This window comes from Rathayibacter sp. AY1B6 (genome assembly GCF_002932755.1).
In the GTDB taxonomy this organism is placed as follows: domain Bacteria; phylum Actinomycetota; class Actinomycetes; order Actinomycetales; family Microbacteriaceae; genus Rathayibacter.
In genome coordinates this window covers 1-14,105 of sequence record NZ_PSWL01000042.1, presented here as the reverse complement: position 1 = coordinate 14,105, position 14,105 = coordinate 1, and the positions used below count along the sequence as shown (strand labels likewise).

Genomic DNA, 14,105 nt, shown 5'->3' with positions numbered 1-14,105 from the left:
ACCCGCTCCACCCGCGCAACCACCTCGTCGAGCCGACCGCGAAGAGCCGCGCAGGGAGCGGCTCCTCAATGAACACAGCCGTCGTGGGAATCGCGTGCCAAGCGATTCCCCCGCGGCGACCGCGACCCGCTCCACCCGCACCACCATCTCTCAAGGCCGACCGCGAGGAGCCGCGCAGGGAGCGGCTCCACCCACAAGCCGTCGTGGGAATCGCGTGCCAAGCGATTCACCCGCGGCGACCGCGACCCGCTCCACCCGCGCAACCACCCCGCGAGGCCGACCGCGAGGGGCCGCGCAGGGAGCGGCCCCTCAATGAACACAGCCGTCGAGGGAATCGCGTGCCAAGCGATTCCCCCGCGGCGACCGCGACCCGCTCCACCCATCGCAACCACCTCCCGAGGCCGACCGCGAGGAGCCGCGCAGGGAGCGGCTCCTTAAGAGCGCAGCCTCTCGAGCACGACCGCGGCGAGCGTTTCGGCGAGGCGGTCGGCCGTCTCCTGGGTCTTCGCCTCGACCATGACCCGCACCATCGGCTCGGTGCCGGAGGGGCGCAGGAGCACGCGGCCGTCGCTGCCGAGCTCGGCGGTGGCGTCGGCGACGGCGGAGGCGATGACCTCGTCGTCGCGGACGCCTTCGCGGTCGACGCCGCGCACGTTGACGAGGGTCTGCGGGAAGACGGACATGACGGCGGCCAGGTCGGCGATCGTGCGGCCGGTCCGGGCCATCTCGGCCGCGAGCTGGAGCCCGGTGAGGACGCCGTCGCCGGTGGTGGCGTAGCGGCTCATGATGACGTGGCCGGACTGCTCCCCGCCGAGCGAGTAGCCGCCGTCGTTCATCGCCTCGAGGACGTAGCGGTCGCCGACCGCGGTCTCGATGACGCGGATGCCGGCGTCGCGCATGGCGAGCTTGAGGCCGAGGTTGCTCATGACGGTGGCGACGAGGACGTCGTCGCGGAGGGCGCCGCGGCGGGCCATGGCGGTCGCGAGGATCGCCATGATCTGGTCGCCGTCGACGATGCGGCCCTCGGCGTCCACCGCGAGGCAGCGGTCGGCGTCGCCGTCGTGGGCGATGCCGATGTCGGCGCCGGCTGCGCGGACGGCGTCGGCGACGTTGTCGAGGTGGGTCGAGCCCACTCCGTCGTTGATGTTGAGGCCGTCGGGGTCGTTGCCGATGACGGTGACGGTCGCTCCGGCGTCGGTGAACACCTGGGGCGAGATGCCGGCGGCGGCGCCGTGCGCGCAGTCGATGACCACGTGCAGGCCGTCGAGCCGGGTGCCCTCGAGGGATCCGAGCAGGTGGAGGACGTAGCGGTCCTCCGCGTCGGAGAACCGGGTGATGCGGCCGACGTCGGCTCCGGTCGGCGTGAGCGGGGGGACTCCGAGGGCCGCTTCGATGCGGTTCTCGAGCTCGTCCGGGAGCTTGCGTCCGCCGGCGGCGAAGAACTTGATGCCGTTGTCGGCGGCGGGGTTGTGCGAGGCCGAGATCATCACGCCGAAGTCGGCGTTCTCGTCGGCGATGAGGTAGGCGGTGGCGGGCGTCGGGATGACGCCGGCGTCGAGCACGTCGACTCCCGCGCTCGCGAGACCCGCCGCGACCGCGGCTCCGATGAACTGACCGGAGATGCGGGGGTCGCGGGCGAGCACGGCGACGGGCCGACGGCCCTCGGCCCGGGCGGTCGCTCCGAGTACACGGGCGGCCGCCTGGGCGAGGCCGAGAGCCAGGTCGGCCGTGACCTCGCGATTCGCGAGGCCACGGACGCCGTCTGTTCCGAACAGGCGCGGCATGGTGCGCAGTCCCTTCTCGAGCTGCTGGTCGTGCGGCCGTCAGGCCGCGTCGACTAGCGCTTCGAGAACTGGGACGCCTTGCGGGCCTTCTTGAGACCGGCCTTCTTGCGCTCGATGACGCGGGCGTCGCGGGTCAGGAAGCCCGCCTTCTTCAGGATCGCGCGGTTGTTCTCGCGGTCGATCTCGTTGAGCGCACGGGCGATGGCGAGGCGCAGCGCGCCGGCCTGGCCGGAGGGGCCGCCGCCGGTGATCTTGGCGACCACGTCGTAGGAGCCGATCAGGTCGAGCACCTTGAAGGGGTCGGTGATCAGCTGCTGGTGCAGCTTGTTGGGGAAGTACTCCGCGAACTCGCGGGCGTTGACGGTCATGCCGCCGTTGCCGGGGACGAGGCGCACGCGGGCGATGGCCTGCTTGCGTCGGCCCACGGCTGCGCCGGAGACGTTGAGGACGGCGCGGGGCGTCGTGGACGCCTCGGTGGCCGGGCTTTCGGTGGAGTAGCTCTCGGGAGCCACGTCGATCTGGTCTGCGATCTTCGCCACGGTGTAGGTGATCCTTTGTCTTCGAAGTCTGGGGTGTCGGGGAGGGCCGGAGCCTACTGGGCGACCTGGGTGAAGGCGTACGCCTGCGGCTGCTGGGCCGCGTGGGGGTGCTCGGATCCCGTGTAGACCTTCAGCTTGCGCAGCTGGGCGCGGCCGAGGGAGTTCTTGGGGAGCATGCCGCGGATGGCCTTCTCGACGGCGCGGACCGGGTTCTTCTCGAGGAGCTCGGCGTACGTGGTGGCCGAGAGGCCGCCCGGGTAGCCGGAGTGGCGGTAGGCCTTCTTCTGGAGGAGCTTCTGGCCGGTGAGGGCGACCTTCTCCGCGTTGACGATGATGACGAAGTCGCCCATGTCCATGTGCGGCGCGAAGGTGGCCTTGTGCTTGCCGCGCAGGAGCGCCGCGGCGTGGGTGGCGAGACGGCCGAGCACGACGTCGGACGCGTCGATGACGATCCAGTCGTGCTGGACGTCAGCCGGCTTCGGAGAAAAAGTGCGAGTCACGTGAGTGCTGCTTTCTGGTCGGAGTGAGGTGTTCGTGGATCCCGCTCCGTGGCCGTTCGACCCGCGAGGGGCCGAACCGATCCGGTGGAGGGCTCAACTTCGGGCGCTCGGCACACGGCCGAAAACACCAAGGGTCGACATTACAGCAAAGCCCCCGTGCGGCCAAGCACGGATCCTGGCGGCAGGGGCTCCGGCTGCGGTGGCAGCAGGTGCGGCCCGAGCCGCCACGGGGCGCGGGGCGCGGTCGAGCACCCCCGGCTCACTCCGAGTCCTCGAGGTCCGGCCCCTCGGTCCGCACGGTGCGCTTCGCCCGGGTGAGCAGGGCGCGCTCGGCGAGCGCGTCGTCCTCGGGGTAGTCGACCTCGCGGAGGATGAGGCCGCGGGCCGGCATCACCGCGAACGCGTTGGTCCGCCGGGCGGCGTCCCGGAGCAGCGGGACCGCCCCCGCCTCGAGCTTCCCGGCGCCGACCGCGACGCACGCTCCCACGAGGGCCCGCACCATGCTGTGGCAGAAGGCGTCCGCGCGCAGGTGGGCGTGCAGGACTCCGTCGGCGTCGCGCTCCCAGGTGAAGTCGAGCAGGCTCCGGATGGTGGTGGCCCCCACCCGGGCGCGGCAGAACGACGCGTAGTCGTGCAGGCCCAGGAGGGAGCGGGCCGCGGCCGACATCGCGTCGAGGTCGAGGGAGTCGGTGATCCAGGTGGTGTAGGTGCGCTCGAGCGGGTGGCGCATCGAGGAGGCGTCGGCCAGCCGGTATTCGTACCGCCGCCAGCGCGCCGAGAACCGCGCGTCGAACCCCTCCGGCGCCTCCGTCACCCGGTGCACCGAGACGTCGGTGTACTGCCCGAGGATCCCGCGGAGCCGCCGCTCGAGGATCGACGCGGGCGGGAACGGCTCCTCCCCCGGTCGGCGCCGACCGCTGCTGATGCGGCCCCACTGCTCGGGGGTGAGGTCGACGTGGGCGACCTGCGCGCTGGCGTGGACGCCGACGTCGGTGCGCCCGGCGACCGTCACTGTCGGGTGCTGCTCGGAGCGCAGCACCAGGGCGAGGGACTCCTCGAGCACCCCCTGCACGGTGCGCAGGCCCGGCTGCTTCGCCCAGCCGGAGAAGTGCGAGCCGTCGTAGGCCAGGTCGAGGCGGACGCGGTGGAGCATCAGACGAGTCTAGAGCGGGCCGCGGTCACGGCTCAGGCGACCGCGAGCGGGACGTCGACACTCGCCAGGGCCGAGACCGCCCAGCCGACCAGCGTCGACTGCTCGCCGACCGAGGAGACGATCCGCGCCTCCCAGCCGCCCGCGAGGACGGCCAGCTCGGAGGGAGCGGAGGCGATGCCCTGCGCCCAGTAGGCGGCCGTGCCCAGCGAGACCGGCACCGCACCGAGCGCCTCGCCCGCACCGGTGAAGGTCTCGACGAGGGGCCCGCGGTGCAGCGTCAGCACGACGGCCGGGTCGCCGCCGTCGACGGCGTAGGAGCACGTGTCGCCCGCGGCGGTGAGCGCCACGGCGCCCGGCGTCAGGCCGGCCTCCTGCTCGACCAGGGAGGCGGGGAGCGCGCTCGCGCAGTCCACGCCCTCTCCCGCCGGATCGCTCGACGGCACGGACGGCACGGACGGTGCGGTCGGTGCGGCCGACGGCACCGGGGTGGCGCTCGCGACGCCCGCCGACTCCGGCACGTCGATCACGTCGCCGGAGGCGCAGCCGCTCACTCCGACCGCGAGGGCCAGGGCGAGGAGCACCGCAGCGGCCGAGGAGCGCAGTCGCACAGGAGTCCTCCGAGGATCGTCGGGGCGGACCCCGGGAGCGCCGGTCGTGACGCGGCCGCACCCGACGAGCGCAACCGTGCCATCGTAAGCGACGCTTCGCGCCACTCCACCTCGGGGAACGACGAGAGCCCCCCGCCCCGGAGGGGGCGGAGGGCTCTCGGCAGAGGGGGCGTGACTACTTGGTCGCGCCGGTCTCCTCGACCGGAGCGTCCTGCGCGGCGTCCTCGACGGGAGCGTCCTGCACGGGCGCCTCCTCGACGGGGGTCTCCTCGGCAGTGGTCTCCTCGGCGGGGGCCTCGTCCACCGGAGCGGACACGGGCGCCGTGGTGGTGCGCGACTTCTTCGCCTTGGGCGTGACGGGCTCGAGGACGAGCTCGATCACGGCCATGGGCGCGTTGTCTCCCTTGCGGGGGCCGATCTTGGTGATGCGGGTGTAGCCGCCCTCGCGCTCGGCGACGAGCGGGGCGATCTCGGTGAAGAGCTCGTGGACGACCGACTTGTCGCCGATCGTCGCGAGGACGCGACGGCGGGCGTGTAGGTCGCCGCGCTTGGCGAAGGTCACCAGGCGTTCGGCGAGCGGACGAAGGCGCTTGGCCTTGGTCTCGGTCGTCTTGATGCTCTTGTGCGTGAACAGGGCCGCGGCCAGGTTCGCCAGCAGCAGGCGCTCGTGTGCGGGGCCGCCTCCGAGGCGGGGGCCCTTGGTGGGCTTGGGCATGGGTTTACTCCAGTACTAAAGGGGTGTCAGCAGGTCGGACGCGAGGAGCCGGGGCTCCGGAGCGGAGGACCTAGATGCTCTCGTCGTCGTAGCTGTAGAAGTGGGCGCCGTCGAACCCGGGGACCGAGTCCTTGAGCGACAGGCCGAGCTCCGTCAGCTTCTCCTTGACCTCATCCACCGACTTCTGACCGAAGTTGCGGATGTTCATGAGCTGCGTCTCCGAGAGGGCGACGAGCTCATTGACGTTGTTGATGCCCTCGCGCTTGAGGCAGTTGTAGCTGCGCACCGAGAGGTCGAGGTCCTCGATGGGCATGGACAGCTCGGTCGAGAGGACCGCGTCGACCGGCGCGGGGCCGATCTCGATGCCCTCGGCCGCGTTGTTCAGCTCGCGGGCGAGACCGAACAGCTCGGTCAGCGTGCGTCCGGCGGAGGCGATGGCGTCGCGCGGCGAGATCGCCGCCTTCGTCTCCACGTCCACGACCAGGCGGTCGAAGTCGGTGCGCTCGCCGGCACGGGTGGCCTCGACGCGGTAGGTGACCTTCAGCACGGGCGAGTAGATCGAGTCGACCGGGATCTGGCCGGCCTCGGAGAACTCGCTGCGGTTCTGGGTCGCCGAGACGTAGCCACGGCCTCGCTCGATGGTGAGCTCGAGCTCGAACTTCGCCTTGTCGTTCAGCGTGGCGATGACGAGCTCCGGGTTGTGGATCTCGACACCGGCCGGAGCCGAGATGTCCGCGGCGGTGACCTGGCCGGCTCCCTGCTTGCGCAGGTAGGCGGTGATCGGCTCGTCGTGCTCGGAGGAGACGACGAGTCCCTTGATGTTCAGGATGATCTCGGTGACGTCCTCGCGGACGCCCGGGACGGTCGTGAACTCGTGCAGGACTCCGTCGATCCGGATGCTGGTGACAGCGGCGCCGGGGATGGAGGACAGCAGGGTGCGACGCAGCGAGTTGCCGAGCGTGTAGCCGAAGCCGGGCTCGAGAGGCTCGATGACGAAGCGGGAACGGAACTCCGAGATGTTCTCCTCGGTGAGCGTCGGACGCTGTGCGATAAGCACTGATGATTCCTTTCGATCACGTGTCCGCTATATGACACGTGCGTTTGCGAGGTGTGGAGTTGTGAAAGAAATGCGCGATCCGCCGGTCGGCCGCACGTGCCGCCCGGAGGCGGTTCGTGCGGCCGACCGACGGCTGCGAGTGCTGCTTAGACGCGACGACGCTTGGGCGGGCGGCAGCCGTTGTGCGCCTGCGGGGTGACGTCGTTGATCGAGCCGACCTCGAGGCCGGCGGCCTGGAGCGAGCGGATCGCGGTCTCACGACCCGAGCCGGGGCCCTTCACGAAGACGTCCACCTTCTTCATGCCGTGCTCCTGAGCCTGGCGCGCGGCCGACTCGGCGGCGAGCTGAGCGGCGAACGGCGTCGACTTGCGCGAGCCCTTGAAGCCGACTCCACCGGACGAGGCCCAGCTGATGACGGCCCCGGAGGGGTCGGTGATCGAGACGATGGTGTTGTTGAACGTCGACTTGATGTGGGCCTGGCCCACAGCGATGTTCTTCTTCTCCTTGCGGCGCGGCTTGCGCGCGGCCGACTTGGGGGTAGCCAATTCTGTATCTCCTCTAGGTCCGTGTCGCCCGCGTTACTTGCGGCCGGCCTTCTTCTTGCCGGCGACGGTGCGCTTGGGTCCCTTGCGGGTGCGCGCGTTCGTCTTGGTGCGCTGTCCACGGACCGGGAGGCCGCGACGGTGGCGGATGCCCTCGTACGAGCCGATCTCGACCTTGCGGCGGATGTCGGCGGCGACCTCGCGGCGGAGGTCTCCCTCCACCTTGTAGTTGCCCTCGATGTAGTCGCGGAGCGAGACGAGCTGGTCGTCGCTGAGGTCCTTGACGCGGATGTTGCCGTCGATCCCGGTGTCGCTCAGGGTCTTGAGCGCGCGAGTGCGGCCGACACCGTAGATGTAGGTCAGTGCGACCTCCACGCGCTTCTCGCGCGGGATGTCTACTCCTGCCAGACGTGCCATTGTGGCTTCTCCTGTGAGTGAGTGGAGGTGTGAAGCAGCACCGGTGCCTCGGCCTCCGACCGAAGGTGTCCTCGCCGTCCACCCCGGGGTCGCCGGGGTGCTGCGCGATTTCTGGTGCTGCGGGTGTGTTCAGTTGTGCAGTGGGGGCGGCACGCCGCCCCTGCGCTCCCTCGCGGAAGCAGCGGGACTAGCCCTGGCGCTGCTTGTGGCGGGGGTTGCTGCTGCAGATGACCATCACGTTGCCGTGGCGGCGGATGATCTTGCAGTGGTCGCAGATGCGCTTGACGCTGGGGTTGACCTTCATTGTTCTTGTCCTTGTTTTCGCTGGCGTCGTGCTCCCGGCGGATGCCGGGGCCGTTCCTTACAGGACACGCACGTCGCGAACGTCAGCGGAGCGAACGTCTACTTGTAGCGGTAGACGATCCGGCCGCGGGTCAGGTCGTAGGGGCTCAGCTCCACGATCACCCGGTCCTCGGGGAGGATCCGGATGTAGTGCTGACGCATCTTGCCCGAGATATGGGCGAGAACTTTGTGTCCGTTGGTCAGCTCCACGCGGAACATCGCGTTGGGGAGCGCCTCGACAACCGCACCTTCGATTTCGATGACACCGTCTTTTTTGGCCATAGCCTCACTGTCGTTCGGAAGTAGTGTGTGTACTGGTCGTGCGAATGTTTCCGCGACGAGCCACCACCGGGCGAGAGCCCGGATCGGGGTTCGCGGGCATGCCGGAGCACGCGCAAAACACCAAGGGTCGATGCTACGCGAATCCCGGCCGCTCCGCCACCTCGGGCGTGTCGCTCCCCGCCTCCGCCTCCGCGCCCGACGCGCGCCCCCTGCCGGGCCCCGCGTCCGTCGCCGCCTAGGCTGGCTCCGTCGAGCCGGAGGGAGAGCACATGGCGCGCACGACGAGGTCCGCGACCGCGAGGCGGAGCTGGTACTCGCACCCGGTGGTGACGGTCCTGGCGGCGATCGCGGTCATCGCCCTGGTGCAGACCTTCTTCGTGAAGGTGTACACGGTGCCGACCGGCTCCATGGAGAACACCCTCCAGGGCGGCGGGTTCTTCGGCGACCGCATCCTGGTCGACCGCACCCTCGCGCTCCAGGGCGGGCCGGAGGAGGGGCAGATCGTCGTCTTCTCGCGCGACGCCGACTGGGGTGCGAGCGACGAGGCCGGCAGCCCCCTCTCCGAGATCGTGAAGACCTTCGGGGACGTCACCAGCATCGGCCCCTCGCACGAGGAGTTCCTCGTCAAGCGGCTGATCGCCGAGGGGGGCCACACCGTCTCCTGCTGCGACGCCGAGGGGCACGTGCTGGTCGACGGGAAGCCGCTCGACGAGTCCTACGTCTTCGAGGACTTCCCCTTCACCCCCGGGACCCTCGACTGCACGACGAGCCCCGCGTCCCTGCGCTGCTTCGACGAGTACACGGTCCCCGAGGGCTCCCTCTTCGTCCTGGGGGACCACCGGTCGAACTCCAACGACTCGCTCGGCGAGTGCCGCGGCGCCGGCGGGCCGATCGACACCTGCGTGAAGACCGTGCCGATCGACAGGGTCACCGGACGCGTCTTCGCCGTGGCCTGGCCGCTCACCCGCTGGCGGCTGTTCTAGCGCTCCGCCCGAGCCGCCGCAGACGACGACGAGGTCCCCCGCGCGAAGCAGGGGACCTCGTCGTCGTTCACCGCCGTGCGGCCGTGGGACTAGCCGCGGACGACCGCCACCACCCGGTCGAAGAGCGGGTGCTCGGGTGCGAGGCCGGTGACCTCCGCCACGAACTCCTCCGGGCTGAGCGCGGCCAGCTTCTCGCGGAGCTCCACGCTCTGCGGGTCCTCGGGCACGTCGAAGCGCAGCGCGGCGCCGATCGCGGCGAGCAGGCCCTCGGGCGTCCGCCCGCGCTCGGCGAGCTCGGCAGCCGGTCCGATGAAGCGCTCGTGCCGCGACAGCTTCCGCAGCGGCTGGCGCCCCACCCGGTCGACCGTGTCGGTCAGGTAGGGGTTGGCGAAGCGCTTCAGCGTCTTCTCGAGGTAGGCCTGCTGCTCCTCGTCGCTGAAGCCGTGCTTGGCCACGATGAGCGCCTTGGTGTCCTCGAGCGCGGCCTTCACCGCGTCGTGCACCTCGGGCATCGCGAGCGCGTCGGAGAGCTTGTGCGCTCCGGCCGCGAAACCGGTGTAGGCGGCCGTCGCGTGGCCGGTGTTCACCGTGAAGAGCTTCCGCTCGATGAAGGGCTCGAGGTCGTCGACCCAGGTCGCGCCCGGGATCTCCGGCTCGGTGCCCTCGAACGGAGTGCGGTCGACGACCCACTCGAAGAAGCTCTCCACCGTCACGTCCAGGCCCTGGCCCGGGTCCTGGTTGGGGACGATGCGGTCCACCGCGGTGTCGGCGAAGACGGCGCGGGTGCGCAGGCGCTCCCACTCGTCCGCGCCGAGGTTCGCGGCGACCTCGGTCTGCAGCAGGCGGGTCGCGTTGATCGCGTTCTCGCAGGCCATGACCGCCAGCCGCGGCGCCGACTCGTCGCGGGCGGCGAGGCCCTTCGCGATCACCGGGGCGACGAAGCGCAGGATGTTCGGGCCGACGGCCGTGGTGACGATGTCGGCGGCGGCGATCTCGCGGACGAGCGCCTCCTCGTCGGCGGCCGAGTCGATCGCGCGGAAGCGGTCGACGACGTGCGTGGCCGCCTCCTCCCCCACCTCGTGCACCTCGTAGCTGTCGGCGGCGGCGAGGCGGCCGATCAGCTCGGAGTTGACGTCGGCGAAGACGAGCTCGTAGCCGGCGCCGTGCAGGATCAGGCCGACGAAGCCGCGGCCGATGTTGCCGGCGCCGAAGTGGACGGCGGTGGGCATCAGGAGTTGACCTCGCCCAGCAGGCTGTAGAGCGACTGCGCGTCCGGGGCGTCGAGGAGCTTCTGCACCTCGTCCTCCTCCGAGAAGATGATCGCGATCTTGGAGAGGATCTCGAGGTGCTCGTTGTCGACGCCGGCGATTCCGACGACGAAGCGCACCTCGTTGCCGTCCCAGTCGATCGGCTGCGCGTAGCGCACGAACGAGAGGGCGGAGGAGCGGATCTCGTCCTTCGCGTCGTTCGTCCCGTGCGGGATGGCGAGCAGGTTGCCCATGTAGGTCGAGACGGTCGCCTCGCGGGCGAGCATGGCCTCGTAGTAGGCGGGGGTGACCGCGCCGACGCCGACCAGCATGTCGGCGGCCTCCTTGATGGCGGCCTCCTTCGTGGTGGCGGTGCCGGAGGCGTCGATCTGTCCGATGGTGAGCACGTCGCTCATGGGGTGCGTCCTTCCGTGGAGGTGCTGACAGCGAGGGAACCCGCAGGGGCGAGCGGAGCGTGTCCGCTCTGTCGCACCCTACGGGTTCCCTCCGAATGGTTGGCGTACTACTTGCCGTGCTGCTCCGCGACCAGCGAGACGACCTCGTCGTACTTCGGGCTGTTCATGAAGTTGTCCACGGAGACGTGAATGGCGCCCGGGGTGCGCTGGCGAGCGCGCTCCGTGAGCTCGGCCTGGGTGATGACCAGGTCCACGTCGTCCTCGAGAGCCGCGATCGCCTTGTTGGTGACCGTGACGTCCTCGAAGCCCGCCTTCTTCATCTTGTTCCGCAGCACCGAGGCGCCCATCGCGGACGAGCCCATGCCGGCGTCGCAGGCGAAGACGATGTTCCGGACCTGGGTGGCGGTGGCCGTGGCCCCTGCGGTCGAAGCGCCGGACGAGTCCTGCGGAGCGTTGGCGCCGCGGGCGTTGATGAGCGAGCCGACGGCGCTCTCCTTGCCCTTGTTCGCCTCGTTGGCGGCGACGGCGGCGGCGAGCTTGTCGTCGCCCTCCTGCTCCGCGGCCAGGTCGCGCTTGCGGCCGGACCGGATGATGACCGAGGCCACCAGGAACGACACAGCGGTCGCGAGGACCACCGAGAGGATGACGCCGAGGAAGCTGTCGTTCGCGGTCTGGAGGAGCACCGCGATGATCGAGCCGGGCGAGGCGGGGGCGCGGAGGCCGGAGTTGAACGCGACGTTCGTCGCGACACCGGTGGCACCGCCGAGGATGACGGCCGCGAGCAGCGCCGGCTTCATCAGCACGTACGGGAAGTAGATCTCGTGGATGCCGCCGATGAAGTGGATGATCGCCGCGCCGGGAGCCGAGGCGCGGGCCGCGCCGACACCGAAGAACGCGAAGGCCAGGAGCACGCCCATGCCGGGGCCGGGGTTGGCCTCGAGGAGGAAGAGGTAGGACTTGCCCGCCTCCTCCGCCTGCTGCACGCCCAGCGGGGTGAGGATGCCGTGGTTGATGGCGTTGTTGAGGAAGAGGATCTTCGCCGGCTCGATGAAGAGCGAGGTCAGCGGGAGCAGGCCCGCGTTGACCAGGAACTCCACGCCCGCACCGAGGGCGGTCGAGAGGCCGACCACGAGCGGCGCGACACCCGCGAAGGCGAGGAGCGCGAGGAGGAGGCCGAGGATTCCGGCGGAGAAGTTGTTGACCAGCATCTCGAAGCCGGGCTTGATCTTGCCGTCCCAGATCGAGTCGACCTTCTTCATGAGCCACGCCGACAGCGGGCCCATGATCATGGCGCCGATGAACATCGGGATGCCGGCGCCGACGATGACGCCCATGGTCGCGATGGTGCCGACCACGCCTCCGCGGGCGCCGTAGACCATGCGGCCACCGGTGTTCGCGATGAGGAGCGGGAGGAGGTAGGTGATCATCGGGGCGACGAGGCCGGTGTTGACCACGTCGGGATCCGTGCTCCAGCCGCCGAACTGCTGGACCCAGGTGGCGTCGATGCCGAGGAGCGGGAGCCATCCGGTCTGGATGAAGAGAGCCGTGATGAAGCCCCAGGCGATGAAGGCCGCGATGTTCGGCATGACCATTCCCGAGAGGAAGGTGCCGAAGCGCTGGACGTGGACGCGCGCTCCACCGCGCGTCGACGTCGCTGACGTCGTTGTCATGTGGTGTGTTCTCCGATTTCTAGGGGCGGGCGACCGGGACGCTCCTGAGGCGTCCTGTCTCCCGAGTGGCGGGGTGGTGCAGGGGGTGGGGCCGGTGATCCGGGATCAGGAGGCGGCGATCGCCTCGGTGACCGCGGAGCGGGCGTCGGCGGCGCTGTCGGCGGCGAGAGCGAGCTCCGCGTACCGCTTGGCGTCCTCGAGGGTGTGCTCGGCCAGCTCGGCGCGGACGTCGGCGAGAGCCGACGGCGACATCGAGAGGGTCGTGGCGCCGAGGCCGACGAGGACCACGGCGAGCAGCGGGTCGGCGGCGGCTTCTCCGCAGATCCCGACGGGCTTGCCCAGCGCCGCTCCCGCGCGGCCGACCTCGCCGACGAGGCGGAGCACGGCCGGGTGCCACGGGTCCTGGAACGCCGAGACCGTGCCGAGCATGCGGTCGGCGGCGAGCGTGTACTGGGTCAGGTCGTTGGTGCCGATCGAGGCGAAGTCCGCGACTCCGAGGATCCGGTCGGCGAGCAGGGCGGAGGAGGGGACCTCCACCATCACGCCGGCGGTGCGGATGCCGAGCTCCCGCGCCATCGAGGTGAAGTAGCGGGTCTCGTCCACGGTCGCGACCATCGGCGCCATGACCCAGAGGTCGGCGTCGGTGGCGGCGTCGGCCTGAGCGAGCGCGGTGAGCTGGTCGCGGAGGATCTGCTCGCTGGCGCGGAGGGCGCGCAGTCCGCGGAGTCCGAGGGCAGGGTTCTCCTCGTGGTCGTCGTTGAGGAAGCTCAGCGGCTTGTCGGCGCCGGCGTCGAGCGCGCGGACGACGACCTTGCGGCCGGGGAACGCGGCGAGCAGGCGCGTGTACTGCTCCGCCTGCTCGGCGACCGAGGGCGCCTCCTTCGCGTCGAGGAAGAGGAACTCGGTGCGGAACAGTCCCACTCCCTCGGCGCCGAGCTCGACCGCGTTCGCAGCGCCGTCGGCCGACCCGAGGTTCGCGAGCAGCGGCACGGCGTGGCCGTCGGCCAGCGCGCCGGGGACGACCGGCGCGGCGAGCATCTCGGCGCGCTCGGCGATCGAGGACTTCGCGGCGCCGATCTCGGCGTCGGAGGGGTTCACCGTCACGACGCCGGAGGTCGCGTCGAGGATGACGAGCTGGCCGTCCCGCAGGTCGAGGGCGCCGGTGGTGCCGACGATGGCGGTGATCGACTTCTCCCGGGCGAGGATCGCCGTGTGCGAGGTCGGTCCCCCGTCGCTGGTGATCAGGCCGAGGACCTTCTCGAGGTCGAGCAGCGCTGTGTCGGCCGGGGCGAGGTCGCGGGCGACGAGCACGAACGGCTCGTCCGACTCGGGGACGCCGGGAGCGGCGACGCCGCGCAGGTGCGCCACGACGCGCTGCGAGACGTCGTCGAGGTCGGTCGCGCGCTCGGCCATGTAGCCGCCCATCGCCACGAGCAGGTCGCGGAAGCCGGCGAAGGCCTCGTGCACGGCGCGCTCCGCGGTCTTGCCCCCGGCGATCCGCGCCTTGACGTCGTCCGCGAGGGACGGGTCCTCGGCCATCAGAGCCTGGGCGTCGAGGACGTCCTTCGCCGAGCCGCCGGCCCGCTCGCCGCGGTGGCGGATGGTCGCGGCGGTCGCGGAGAGCGACGAGACGGCGCGCTCCTCCTCCTGGGCGACGCTGCGGGTGCTGGCGGTGTCCTCGGGCTCGGGCAGCGGCTCCGGCATGCGCAGGACCGGCCCGAGGGCCAGCCCACGTCCGACTCCGGTGCCCTGGAGCTTGGCGGAGGCGTAGGCGGTCTGAGGAGTGGACAGCGTCATGGGTGCTCGTTCCTGTCGTGCGGAGTGCGGGCGGGAGAAGAGGGTGCGGGGGG

General features: G+C 70.8%; 16 protein-coding genes. 1 reads left to right on the top strand and 15 read right to left on the bottom strand.

Annotated features, from left to right (window positions below; translation table 11 throughout):
* Positions 1–434: 434 nt before the first annotated feature.
* The 11 genes from glmM to infA all read right to left on the bottom strand — a co-directional run bounded on the left by glmM (position 435) and on the right by infA (position 7,939).
* Positions 435–1,784, bottom strand: a complete 1,350-nt coding sequence (glmM, locus tag C5D08_RS16340) for a phosphoglucosamine mutase (RefSeq protein WP_104277911.1) — start codon at positions 1,782–1,784, stop codon at positions 435–437.
* A gap of 53 nt (positions 1,785–1,837) precedes the next feature.
* The gene (gene rpsI, locus C5D08_RS16335) at positions 1,838–2,323 is read right to left on the bottom strand and encodes a 30S ribosomal protein S9 (protein ID WP_104225004.1); all 486 of its coding nucleotides are present in this window, start codon (positions 2,321–2,323) and stop codon (positions 1,838–1,840) included.
* A gap of 53 nt (positions 2,324–2,376) precedes the next feature.
* Positions 2,377–2,823, bottom strand: coding sequence for a 50S ribosomal protein L13 (rplM, locus tag C5D08_RS16330; protein WP_104225003.1), 447 nt, complete (start codon positions 2,821–2,823; stop codon positions 2,377–2,379).
* 259 nt (positions 2,824–3,082) lie between these two features.
* Positions 3,083–3,976, bottom strand: a complete 894-nt coding sequence (locus C5D08_RS16325; protein WP_104277910.1) for a tRNA pseudouridine(38-40) synthase TruA — start codon at positions 3,974–3,976, stop codon at positions 3,083–3,085.
* A gap of 32 nt (positions 3,977–4,008) precedes the next feature.
* Entirely contained in the window at positions 4,009–4,584 is a 576-nt protein-coding gene (locus C5D08_RS16320; protein ID WP_104277909.1) for a hypothetical protein, read from the bottom strand.
* Positions 4,585–4,759: 175 nt separating this feature from the next.
* Entirely contained in the window at positions 4,760–5,299 is a 540-nt protein-coding gene (gene rplQ / locus C5D08_RS16315) for a 50S ribosomal protein L17 (protein WP_104277908.1), read from the bottom strand.
* Between the two features lie 70 nt (positions 5,300–5,369).
* Positions 5,370–6,356, bottom strand: a complete 987-nt coding sequence (locus C5D08_RS16310; RefSeq protein WP_104224999.1) for a DNA-directed RNA polymerase subunit alpha — start codon at positions 6,354–6,356, stop codon at positions 5,370–5,372.
* A gap of 146 nt (positions 6,357–6,502) precedes the next feature.
* Positions 6,503–6,901, bottom strand: a complete 399-nt coding sequence (rpsK, locus tag C5D08_RS16305; protein ID WP_055787170.1) for a 30S ribosomal protein S11 — start codon at positions 6,899–6,901, stop codon at positions 6,503–6,505.
* A 33-nt stretch (positions 6,902–6,934) separates the two neighbouring features.
* Positions 6,935–7,315, bottom strand: coding sequence for a 30S ribosomal protein S13 (rpsM, locus tag C5D08_RS16300; RefSeq protein WP_104277907.1), 381 nt, complete (start codon positions 7,313–7,315; stop codon positions 6,935–6,937).
* 187 nt (positions 7,316–7,502) lie between these two features.
* Positions 7,503–7,619 carry a 50S ribosomal protein L36 gene (rpmJ, locus tag C5D08_RS16295; protein WP_055787164.1) on the bottom strand — a complete coding sequence of 39 codons (117 nt, stop codon included), beginning with the start codon at positions 7,617–7,619 and terminating at the stop codon, positions 7,503–7,505.
* Positions 7,620–7,717: 98 nt separating this feature from the next.
* Positions 7,718–7,939 (bottom strand): translation initiation factor IF-1, encoded by a 222-nt coding sequence (infA, locus tag C5D08_RS16290; RefSeq protein ID WP_022883252.1) that lies wholly within the window; start codon positions 7,937–7,939, stop codon positions 7,718–7,720.
* A gap of 269 nt (positions 7,940–8,208) precedes the next feature.
* Here infA and lepB point away from each other — a divergent pair, with 269 nt between their 5' ends.
* Entirely contained in the window at positions 8,209–8,922 is a 714-nt protein-coding gene (gene lepB, locus C5D08_RS16285; RefSeq protein ID WP_104277906.1) for a signal peptidase I, read from the top strand.
* Between the two features lie 89 nt (positions 8,923–9,011).
* Here lepB and C5D08_RS16280 read toward each other — a convergent pair whose 3' ends face one another.
* From C5D08_RS16280 to ptsP, 4 genes are all read right to left on the bottom strand, one after another.
* Positions 9,012–10,151: a mannitol-1-phosphate 5-dehydrogenase gene (locus C5D08_RS16280; protein WP_104277905.1), complete on the bottom strand. Its 1,140-nt coding sequence runs from the start codon at positions 10,149–10,151 to the stop codon at positions 9,012–9,014.
* On the bottom strand, positions 10,151–10,585 hold the full coding sequence (locus C5D08_RS16275) for a PTS sugar transporter subunit IIA (RefSeq protein ID WP_104224996.1): 435 nt from the start codon (positions 10,583–10,585) through the stop codon (positions 10,151–10,153). The genes C5D08_RS16280 and C5D08_RS16275 overlap by 1 nt, the downstream gene beginning before the upstream one ends.
* 107 nt (positions 10,586–10,692) lie before the next feature.
* On the bottom strand, positions 10,693–12,255 hold the full coding sequence (locus C5D08_RS16270; RefSeq protein WP_104277904.1) for a PTS mannitol transporter subunit IICB: 1,563 nt from the start codon (positions 12,253–12,255) through the stop codon (positions 10,693–10,695).
* 105 nt (positions 12,256–12,360) lie between these two features.
* Positions 12,361–13,959 carry a phosphoenolpyruvate--protein phosphotransferase gene (gene ptsP / locus C5D08_RS16265; RefSeq protein WP_258069271.1) on the bottom strand — a complete coding sequence of 533 codons (1,599 nt, stop codon included), beginning with the start codon at positions 13,957–13,959 and terminating at the stop codon, positions 12,361–12,363.
* Positions 13,960–14,105 lie beyond the last annotated feature (146 nt).